The organism is Nocardioides sp. NPDC000445, from assembly GCF_040300245.1.
In the GTDB taxonomy this organism is placed as follows: Bacteria; Actinomycetota; Actinomycetes; order Propionibacteriales; family Nocardioidaceae; genus Nocardioides.
The window spans coordinates 81,489-90,517 of record NZ_JBEPDH010000026.1; the positions used below are offsets into that span (position 1 = coordinate 81,489).

11 protein-coding genes are annotated in these 9,029 nt (G+C 69.5%); 4 read left to right on the forward strand and 7 right to left on the reverse strand.

Annotated features, from left to right (window positions below; genetic code table 11):
• Positions 1 to 55 precede the first annotated feature (55 nt).
• The 3 genes from ABT304_RS27340 to ABT304_RS27350 are packed head-to-tail and all read left to right on the forward strand — an operon-like array spanning position 56 to position 2,291.
• Entirely contained in the window at positions 56 to 772 is a 717-nt protein-coding gene (locus ABT304_RS27340) for a response regulator transcription factor (protein WP_160022094.1), read from the forward strand.
• Positions 769 to 2,046: a sensor histidine kinase gene (locus tag ABT304_RS27345; RefSeq protein WP_350720092.1), complete on the forward strand. Its 1,278-nt coding sequence runs from the start codon at positions 769 to 771 to the stop codon at positions 2,044 to 2,046. The genes ABT304_RS27340 and ABT304_RS27345 overlap by 4 nt, the downstream gene beginning before the upstream one ends.
• A 2-nt stretch (positions 2,047 to 2,048) precedes the next feature.
• Complete coding sequence (locus tag ABT304_RS27350) at positions 2,049 to 2,291, forward strand: hypothetical protein (protein WP_350720094.1); 243 nt, start codon at positions 2,049 to 2,051, stop codon at positions 2,289 to 2,291.
• A 7-nt stretch (positions 2,292 to 2,298) separates the two neighbouring features.
• On the opposite strand, the gene ABT304_RS27355 is transcribed toward ABT304_RS27350, so the two are convergent.
• Complete coding sequence (locus ABT304_RS27355; RefSeq protein ID WP_350720096.1) at positions 2,299 to 3,462, reverse strand: acyl-CoA dehydrogenase family protein; 1,164 nt, start codon at positions 3,460 to 3,462, stop codon at positions 2,299 to 2,301.
• Between the two features lie 26 nt (positions 3,463 to 3,488).
• Complete coding sequence (locus ABT304_RS27360) at positions 3,489 to 4,340, reverse strand: 3-hydroxybutyryl-CoA dehydrogenase (RefSeq protein ID WP_350720098.1); 852 nt, start codon at positions 4,338 to 4,340, stop codon at positions 3,489 to 3,491.
• A gap of 71 nt (positions 4,341 to 4,411) precedes the next feature.
• On the opposite strand from ABT304_RS27360, the gene ABT304_RS27365 reads away from it, so the two are divergent.
• Entirely contained in the window at positions 4,412 to 5,089 is a 678-nt protein-coding gene (locus tag ABT304_RS27365) for a TetR family transcriptional regulator (RefSeq protein ID WP_350720100.1), read from the forward strand.
• Between the two features lie 31 nt (positions 5,090 to 5,120).
• Here the strand turns inward: ABT304_RS27365 and egtD are convergent, their stop codons facing one another.
• The 5 genes from egtD to ABT304_RS27390 all read right to left on the reverse strand — a co-directional run.
• The gene (gene egtD / locus ABT304_RS27370; RefSeq protein WP_350720102.1) at positions 5,121 to 6,095 is read right to left on the reverse strand and encodes an L-histidine N(alpha)-methyltransferase; all 975 of its coding nucleotides are present in this window, start codon (positions 6,093 to 6,095) and stop codon (positions 5,121 to 5,123) included.
• Positions 6,092 to 6,562 carry a hypothetical protein gene (locus tag ABT304_RS27375; protein ID WP_350720104.1) on the reverse strand — a complete coding sequence of 157 codons (471 nt, stop codon included), beginning with the start codon at positions 6,560 to 6,562 and terminating at the stop codon, positions 6,092 to 6,094. The genes egtD and ABT304_RS27375 overlap by 4 nt, the downstream gene beginning before the upstream one ends.
• Positions 6,559 to 7,815 carry an ergothioneine biosynthesis protein EgtB gene (egtB, locus tag ABT304_RS27380; RefSeq protein ID WP_350720106.1) on the reverse strand — a complete coding sequence of 419 codons (1,257 nt, stop codon included), beginning with the start codon at positions 7,813 to 7,815 and terminating at the stop codon, positions 6,559 to 6,561. The genes ABT304_RS27375 and egtB overlap by 4 nt, the downstream gene beginning before the upstream one ends.
• Before the next feature lie 150 nt (positions 7,816 to 7,965).
• A complete protein-coding gene (locus tag ABT304_RS27385; RefSeq protein WP_350720112.1) occupies positions 7,966 to 8,547 on the reverse strand; it encodes an adenylate kinase in 582 nt (193 codons plus the stop codon).
• Between the two features lie 299 nt (positions 8,548 to 8,846).
• Positions 8,847 to 9,029: acyl-CoA carboxylase biotin carboxyl carrier protein subunit (locus ABT304_RS27390; protein ID WP_350719802.1), on the reverse strand; the 183-nt coding region annotated here is incomplete at its 5' end.

The following is a 9,029-nucleotide window of genomic DNA, read 5'->3' on the forward strand; positions in this document are numbered from 1 at the left end:
GCGATTACTTCCTACGCATGGGCGCCGGCCCGGCCACGCGCTACCGTTCTTGAGCGTGAGGGTCTTGATCGTCGAGGACCAGGCGGGCCTGGTCAGCGCCCTGCGGGTCGCGCTGCAGCGGGAGGGGTACGCCGTCGACGGGGCCGGATCTGTTGCCGACGCGCTGGAGAAGCTCGGCGTGAACGCCTACGACCTCGTCGTCCTGGACATCAATCTGCCCGACGGCAGCGGCTTCGAGGTGGCCGCGGCGCTGCGTACGGGGGATCTGGAGATCCCCGGCGAGGAGGCACCGCGGATCCTGATGCTCACCGCCCGCAACCGTCTCGACGACCGGGTCCGCGGCCTCGACGTCGGTGCCGACGACTACCTGACCAAGCCGTTCGAGCTGGCCGAGCTGACCGCGCGGCTGCGCGCGCTGCTGCGCCGGCCGAGCAGCGATGGTTCCGCGGTGCTGACGCACGGGCCGATCCGGCTCGACACCGCCCGGCAGCTGGCCCGGCGGGGCGACCGCGAGCTCGGTCTGACGCTCAAGGAGTTCTCCGTCCTGCGCTATCTGATGTCCCGGCCCGCCTACATCGTCTCGGCCGAGGAGCTCCTGGAGCACGTGTGGGACGAGAACGCCGACCCGTTCACCCAGACCGTGCGGGTCACCGTCGGCACCCTGCGCCGCAAGCTCACCGTCGGTGAGGAGGCGCCGGCCCTCGAGACCGTCGTCGGCCGCGGCTACCGGCTTCGGGATCTGCCCGAGCTGGACCGGGGTGTGACCGCATGAGTGAGGGCCGGCTGGCGCGGGTGCCCCGCTGGCTCCGTACGGTACGGGTGCGGCTGACCCTGACGTACTCCTCGCTCCTGTTCGGCGTGACCGCTCTGCTGCTCGCGGGGGTCTATCTCGCGGTCTCCAGCAGCATCAGTGCCGCGCCGCTGGACCCGGTGACGGTCAAGAAGTTCGAGACCGAGGACGGCCACATCGTCTACAAGCCGGGCCAGGAGTTCCAGGCCGCGGACTTCGCCGACGTCCAGGAGGCGGTCAACTACGCCTCGCTCCAGACGCTGCGCAACTACTCGATCATCGCGCTGATCGTGATGTTCGTGCTCAGCCTGGCCATCGGCTGGTGGGTGGCCGGGCGCGCGCTGCGGCCGGTCGGCGCGATCACCCGCACCGCCCAAGAGATCAACGCCTCCGACCTCACCCGGCGCATCGGCGCGACCGGGCCGCACGACGAGCTGCGTACGCTCGCCGACACCATCGACTCCATGCTCGCCCGCCTCGACCGGGCGTTCTCCGACCAGCGCCGGTTCGTCGAGGACGTCTCCCACGAGCTGCGCAACCCGGTCTCCCTCATCCACACCAACGTCGAGGCAGTCCTCGCCAACGAACGCTCCACGATCCCCGAACGGCGCGAGGCCAGCCTGGTCGTGCTCCAGGCGACCCGCCGGATGCGCCGCCTCATCGAGGACCTGCTGGCCATCGCCCGCAGCCGATCGGAGGCCTTCACCGACCGTCAGGTCGACCTGGCCGGAGCCGTCACCGCGGCCGTTCGGGAGTACCGGCTGCCGGCGGAGGCACGCGGCCTCAGCGTGGTCGAGCGCAGCCATGGAGGACCGGTCGTCGTCGGCGACCCCGACGCGCTGCAGCGCGTCATGGCCAACCTGCTGTCCAACGCGGTCAGACTCGCCCCGGCCGGCTCCACCCTCACGGTCGGCATGGGCAGCCGCGACGGCTGGGCCTGGGCCGCGGTCGCCGACGAGGGACCGGGGATCGACGAGGCGAACCAGGAACGCGTTTTCGACCGGTTCTACCGCGGGAACGGTACGTCCGGCGACGACGCGGTCACCGACGGGTCGGGCCTCGGCCTCTCCATCGCCCGCCAGATCGCCGAGAGCCACGAGGGCCGGCTCGTCCTGGTCAGCCACGGGAGGGCCGGGAGCACCTTCGTGCTCTGGCTCCCCGACCACGCCATGAACCGTTCCGCCGGGCGCACCGACTCGCCACCAGAAGGTGACCCGCTGCTGGGGCTGCCCGCGGACCTACCGCTCGAGGAGTGAGCATGAGAACAGCGACGACGTGGCCCGGTGTACGGGCTCTCGCCCCTGTGGTTCTGCTCGGAGCCGTCACCAGCGCCTGCATGAACGTCACGGTCCAGGTGGAACCGGCGCCCACCCCTCCCACCGAGCCGACGACCTACTACGGCACGGTCGAGACGGTCGAGGAAGCCCGCTGGTCGACGACGTACGCCGACGACCCGGCGTACGAGACGAACGAGACGTGGGACGACTGCTGGGCGAGCTGAACCGCGGCTACCGCTTCCCGAGCAGCTGGCGTGCCATCACCACGCGCTGGATCTGGTTGGTGCCTTCGTAGATCTGGGTGATCTTGGCGTCGCGCATCATGCGCTCGAGGGGGAAGTCCTGGGTGTAGCCGGCTCCGCCGAGGAGCTGGACGGCGTCGACGGTGATCTCCATGGCGGTGTCGCTCGCGAAGCACTTGGCGGCTGCTCCGAAGAAGGACAGGTCGCCGGCGTCCCGCTGTGACTTGGCGGCGGCGACGTAGACGAGCTGGCGGGCGGCCTCGAGCTTCATCGCCATGTCGGCGAGCATGAACTGGATCCCCTGGAAGTCGGCGATGTGCTTGCCGAACTGCTGGCGCTCCTGGACGTAGGCCAGTGCGTGGTCGAGAGCGCCCTGGGCGATGCCGACGGCTTGAGCGGCGATCGTGATGCGGGTGTGGTCCAGGGTGCGCAGGGCGAGCTGGAGGCCGGTGCCGGGTTCGCCGATGATGCGGTCGTCAGGCAGGTAGACGGCGTCGAACATCAGCTCGCAGGTGGGGGAGCCCTTGATGCCCAGCTTCTTCTCGGGTGCGCCGATGGTGAACCCCTCGTCGCCCTTCTCCACGACGAAGGCACTCACGTTGGATCCGCGCCGGCCGTCAGGATCGGTGACCGCGAGGACCGTGTAGTAGTCGGAGACACCTGCGTTGCTGATCCACGACTTCTGGCCGCTCAGCACCCAGTGGTCGCCGTCGCGGACGGCTCGGGTCTTCATGGAGGCGGTGTCGGAGCCGGCCTCGCGCTCGGAGAGGGCGTAGGAGAACGTCGAGGTGCCTGCCGCGAGCGGAGGCAGATAGCGCTGCTTGATCTCCTCGGAACCAGCGAGGATGAGCGGGAGGCTGCCGAGCTTGTTGACCGCGGGGATCAGGGAGGAGGAGGCGCACACGCGAGCGACCTCCTCGATGATGATGCAGGTCGCCAGGGCGTCGGCGCCCTCGCCGCCGTACTCCTCGGGCACGTGCGCCGCGTGGAGGCCGGAGGCGACGAGCGCGTCGTAGGCCTCGGTCGGGAACCGCGCGGCGGCGTCGACCTCTGCGGCGTACGGAGCGATCTTGTTCACCGCGATCGCACGCACTGCCTCGCGCAGGTCGAGGTGGTGGTCGGCGAGTTCGAGGTAGGGAAAGTCGTCGGACATGGTGCCTCCTTGATCGATGGCTCGGGTCAGTAGTGGTAGAAGCCGCGGCCGGTCTTGCGGCCCAGCAGACCGGCGTCGACCATGCGCGCGAGGAGCGGGGGCGGGGCGTAGAGCGGCTCCTTGAACTCCTCGTAGAGCGACTCGGCCACGGCCTTGGTCGTGTCCAGCCCGATCAGGTCCGCCAGCGCCAGCGGTCCTTGCGGGTGGGCCGCACCGCGGACGAGGCCCTGGTCGATGTCCTCGGCGGTCGCGAACCCGGACTCCAGCATCCGGATCGCGGAGAGCACGAACGGGATCAGCAGCGCGTTGACCACGAAGCCCGCCCGGTCCTGGGAGTCGATGGGGTGCTTGCCGAGGTCGTTCTCGACGAACGTACGCACGCGGTCGGCGGTCTCCGGCGCGGTCAGCAGGCTGGGCACGAGCTCGACCAGGGAGAGCACGGGGACCGGATTGAAGAAGTGCAGCCCGATCACCTGCGCGGGCCGCTCGGTGGCGACCGCGAGCTTCATGATCGGGATGGAGGAGGTGTTGGAGGCCAGTACGGCCTCGGGGTCGGTGACGATGGCGTCGAGCCGGGTGAACAGCGCGGTCTTGGCGGCTTCGTCCTCGACGATCGCCTCGATGACCAGGTCGCGGTCGGCGAGTGCTTCGAGGTCGCTGCTGACGGTGATGCGCTCCAGCACCTCGGCGGCGTCGCTGATCTTGCCGCGCTGCTCGGCCCGTTCGAGGGAGGCCCGCAGCCGGTCGAGGCCGGCCTCGGCGGCCGCGGGGTTGGCGTCGATGAGGACGACGTCCTTGCCGGCGCGCGCGGCGACCTCGGCGATGCCGGCCCCCATCAGTCCGGCGCCGACGACGCCGACGCGGTTGAACCCGTTCATGTGCAGCCTCCTATGTGTTGGTACGCCGTACCTTATAGACGGAACGGCGTACCAACAAGTAGGTTCAGGTCATGAGCGAGAAGCCTCGATCAGCGACGACGAAGGATCGCCTGGTCGCCGCGGCGTACGAACTGTTCGAGGAACGCGGCTTCGACGCGACGACCGCCGAGGACATCGCGCGTCGCGCCGGCGTCGGGCGTACGACCTTCTTTCGTGCGTTCGGGTCCAAGGACGACGTGATCTTTCCCGAGCACGACCTGCTGCTCGGTCGCATCGACGGGCGTCTGGCCGCCGCGACCCCGGCGACGCGCGCCGTCGCGCTGAGTGAGGCGGCGCGCGTGGTGCTGCGTCACTACCTCGACGAGGGGGAGCTGGCGCGAGCGCGCTACCGCCTGGTCGGCTCGGTGCCAGCCCTTCGTGCCCGTGAGACGGGTGGCATCCAGCAGTACCAGCGGCTGTTCGCACGCTGGCTTCGGGAGTGGATGTCCCACCTGCCTGACGGACATCTGCGCGCCGATCTGCTGGCGGCCGACCTCGTGACCGCCCACAACTACGTGCTCCGACGCTGGCTCCGGGACCAGACCTCCGATCCCGAGAGCGAGTTCGACCAGGCGATGCGGGTCGCCCTCGAGCGCTATCAGCCCTCAGGGCTCGAGCCGTCCTCCACCGTGGTCGTGCTGCGCACCTCGGCCACGCCCGCCGCCATCCAGGCGCAGCTGCAGCCCCTGCTCGACAGCGAAGTGCCCTGAGCTGAGCCGAGAAGGCGGCGGAGCGGTCGGCTCAGCGCGTGGCCAGGACGAGCGCGTACGCCTCCTCCGGATCGGTCCACCAGCGAAGGTCGCTGAAGCCCGCCGCGGCGAGCTCGAGTGCGGCGATGCTGCGACGGAATTTGCAGGACAGCTCGGTGAGGAGCTCTTCACCTTCGTCGAACTTGATGACGAGCTCGAGCTCGCTCAGCTCCACGCGGGCGGAGTCCTGCGCGACGAGGCGCATCTCGATCCGCTCCTCGTCGGTGTTCCACCGCGCCAGGTGCCGGAACCCGTCGAGATCGAAGTCGGCGCCCAGGCTCTGGTTGAGAACGCGCAGCGCGTTGAGGTTGAACTCGGCGGTCACGCCGGCGGAATCGTCGTAGGCGGCGACCAGCTGCCCGGGGTCCTTGACCAGATCCAGCCCGAGCAGCAGACCTTCCCCGGGCTGCATGGCGGCGGCGACCGATCCCAGGAACCGCTCGCGGCCGGGGCGGTCGTAGTTGCCCAGCGTGCTTCCGAGGAGCGCGATCAGCCGGCGTCCCGGGGTCGGCAGCTGCCCGAGATGCTGGTCGAAGTCGGCGACGACACCGTGCAGGGCGAGCCCCGGACGCTCCGCGGCGAGCGCGTCCATCGCCTGGGTGAGCGCGCTGGCGCTGACATCGACGGGGACGTACGTCGTCAGCCGGCCGGTCCGCGTCAGCGCGTCGAGCAGGAGCCGGGTCTTCTCCGAGGACCCGGACCCGAGCTCGAGAAGCACCTCGGCGTCGGAGGCCTCGGCGATCTCCTGGGCATGCTCGGTCAGCAGCGCTCGCTCGGTGCGGGTCGGGTAGTACTCCGGCAGCCGGGTGATCTCCTCGAACAGCTCCGAACCACGCTCGTCGTAGAAGTACTTCGGCGGGAGCCACTTCGGCGACGCGCTCAAGCCGGTGCGGGCGTCCTCCGCGAGGCTCCGGCGCAGGTTCTCGGCGGTCAGCAGGGTGGTGAGGTCGGTGCTGTCGAGGGTCACGCGAGGTTCTCCTTCGGGTTGTGAAGCGGCATGTCGAGTCGCCACCAGGTGGGCCCGCACGGGCTGAGGACGCCGATGGTGCGCGGCGGGATCGAGGTGGACGGAGCGCCCGGGAGCGGCCGGCCGCTGACGACGTACTCCCAGGACGCCGGCTCGACCAGGTGGCCGCCCTCGTCCCCGGTCAGCAGGGCGAGCTCCTCCCCGTCGCTGAGAAGAACGGAGAAGCCTCCGACCGCTATCTCGTTGGCGATCTGGACCACGGCAGAGCCGATCGGCAGGCGCTCCTGCTGCGCCTTGTCGAGGATGCGCGTCCACGAGTCGTCGATGGTGCCGCTGACCGCGGCGGTCCATGGGCCGAGTCGCAGCGGAGCAGGGCAGTAGTCGTGGTCACAGGCCCAGTCGACGTGGGTGTGGGGTGGTCCGAGGATGCCGCGATGGGCACAGGTGACGGCTGCCGACCAGGTCACGCACGACGCCCGTCGTCGGCGAGCCGGAGCCCGGTGACGGGCCAGCGCGCACCAGGCGGGAAGAAGTTGCGATACGAGGCTCGGGTGTGTCCCGGCGGGGTGAGCGCACAGCCACCACGGAGCACCATCTGGCTCGACATGAACTTTCCGTTGTACTCGCCGATCGCACCGGCGGCGGGGTGGAAGCCCGGGTAGGGCAGGTACGCCGATGAGGTCCACTCCCAGCAGTCCCCGAAGAGCTGTCGCAGGCCGCCGGTCGAGGGGCCGGCCGCCCGCGGGTGGAAGCTGTCCCGGTCGGCGAGGTTGCCGACCACCTCGTACGTCCGGGCGGCGTGCTCCCACTCGGCCTCGGTGGGCAGGCGCTTGCCGGCCCAGGTGGCGTACGCATCGGCCTCGTAGTGGCTCAGGTGGCAGACCGGCAGCCCCGGGTCGAGCGGCGACGTGCCGTGCAGGGTGTGCTCGAACCACTTTCCGTCGAGCTCGCGCCAGTAGAAGGGCGCCTCCCAGCCCTCGGCGTTGACCCGCGCCCACCCGTCCGAGAGCCACAGCTCGGGGCGCCGGTAGCCACCGTCCGCCATGAACTCCAGCCACTCGCCGTTGGTGATCAGCCGGTCGGCGAGCCGGTACGGCTCCAGCCACTGCTGATGCCGTGGCAGCTCGTTGTCGAAGCAGAACCCACCGCCCTCGGACCCGATCTCGACCAGACCGCCGTCGAGGTCGACCCACCCCAGCCGGTCGGTCCCGCCGGCCGAGACCGGACGCCCGGCGTACGTCGGCTGCAGCGGGTTGAGCGAGAGCACGTGCTTGATGTCCATCAGCAGCAGCTCCTGGTGCTGCTGCTCGTGGTGGAAGCCGAGCTCGATGGTCGGGGCGAGCTTGGCGAAGGTGCCCTCGTCCACGCGGTCGAGCAGGTCCCGCACCCGGTCGTCGACGTTGCGCCGGTAGTCGCCGACCTCGTACGCGCCCGGGCGGCTGATCACGCCGCGCATCGGCCGTGCGTACCTCGGCCCGACCTGCTCGTAGTAGCTGTTGAAGAGGAACCAGTACTTGTCCTGGAACGGTGTGAAGCCGGGCTCGTTCTCGGCCAGCACGAAGGTCTCGAAGAACCAGGTCACGTGCGCGCGATGCCACTTGGTGGGGGAGACGTCCGGCATCGACTGGACCGTCTGGTCCTCGGGGGAGAGGGGTGCGGCGAGGCGTTCGGTGTCGGCCCGGACTTCGTCGAAGCGGGTGATCGCAGTGGTCGTGTCCATCTCACGTCTCCTGACGGTGGAGGTCGAGTACGGCGAGTGCTACGAACTACTCTGCCTGGTCGCCCAACCCGCGCCACGCGCTTTGAGCGGCTGCCACACCGGGGCGATACCCGCCCCGGTGTGGCAGCAACCGATGTCACCGTTCGCGTGTCAGCAGACGGCTTCGGCGGATGAATCGCAGGCGCTGAGGATCCGCTTGGTGACCTCGTCGACCTCGCCGAGACCGTCGACCTCGACGATGAGACCGCGCTCGCGGTAGGCGTCGATGAGCGGCGCCGTCTGCTCGAGATAGATCTCCTGACGACGGCGGATAATGTCCTCGGTGTCGTCGGCTCGGCCCTCCGTCTGGGCACGCTGCAGCAGCCGCTCGACCACCTCGTCCTCGTCGACGACGAGGCTGATGACGGCGTCGATCTCGTCGCCGGTGGGGCTGATCATCCCGTCGAGCTCCTCGACCTGTGCGAGCGTGCGGGGATAGCCGTCGAGAAGGAAGCCGTTGGATGCGTCGGGCTCGCCGATCCGGTCGCGGACCATGTTGTTGGTGATCTCGTCCGGCACGTACTCACCGGCGTCCAGGTAGCGCTTGGCCTCCAGACCGAGTGGAGTGGCCAGCGATACGTTGGCGCGGAAGATGTCGCCGGTGGAGATGGCCGGGATGCCGAAGTGCCGGGCGAGGTGCTTGGCCTGAGTTCCCTTACCGGCGCCCGGCGGGCCCATGATGATGATCCGCATCAGCGACCCGCCATGGTCGCGGGCTCGCCCGCGGCACGTTGCGCGCACGACCGGCACATCTCGGGAGACGTCATGTTGATCGGGAGCTCCCAGAAGGTGTACCAGAGCGCGGTCGGTTCTCCGCAGGCCGTTCGCTGGGTGCCGTTCCTTCGGATGTGTACGGTCCCCCACGGCGATCGGTCGCGAGAGTGCCGGGGCTGTGTCTGCGGCGCCGTCGCCAGCCACTGCATGCTCACGTTGCCGCGTGACTGGGGCCTGGGGAGAGTCGCAGGCGCTGGTGTCATCACAGGTCCCTTCAGCTACTTGATCTCGGCGATGACGGCGCCGTTGGTGACGGTCTCGCCGATGGTGGCGTTGAGGCCGGTGATGGTGCCGGTCTTGTGGGCCTTGAGGGGTTGTTCCATCTTCATGGCTTCGATGACGATGACGACGTCGCCTTCGGCGACCTCTTGGCCTTCTTCGACGGCGATCTTGACGATGGT

What these genes read in the sequence shown, in the direction of transcription:
- ABT304_RS27350 (WP_350720094.1), top strand. Translation starts at nt 2,049, where the DNA reads ATGAGAACAGCGACGACGTGGCCCGGTGTACGGGCTCTCGCCCCTGTG.
- ABT304_RS27345 (WP_350720092.1), top strand. Translation starts at nt 769, where the DNA reads ATGAGTGAGGGCCGGCTGGCGCGGGTGCCCCGCTGGCTCCGTACGGTA.
- ABT304_RS27385 (WP_350720112.1), bottom strand. Translation starts at nt 8,547, where the DNA reads ATGCGGATCATCATCATGGGCCCGCCGGGCGCCGGTAAGGGAACTCAG.
- egtB (WP_350720106.1), bottom strand. Translation starts at nt 7,815, where the DNA reads ATGGACACGACCACTGCGATCACCCGCTTCGACGAAGTCCGGGCCGAC.
- ABT304_RS27360 (WP_350720098.1), bottom strand. Translation starts at nt 4,340, where the DNA reads ATGAACGGGTTCAACCGCGTCGGCGTCGTCGGCGCCGGACTGATGGGG.
- ABT304_RS27355 (WP_350720096.1), bottom strand. Translation starts at nt 3,462, where the DNA reads ATGTCCGACGACTTTCCCTACCTCGAACTCGCCGACCACCACCTCGAC.
- ABT304_RS27365 (WP_350720100.1), top strand. Translation starts at nt 4,412, where the DNA reads ATGAGCGAGAAGCCTCGATCAGCGACGACGAAGGATCGCCTGGTCGCC.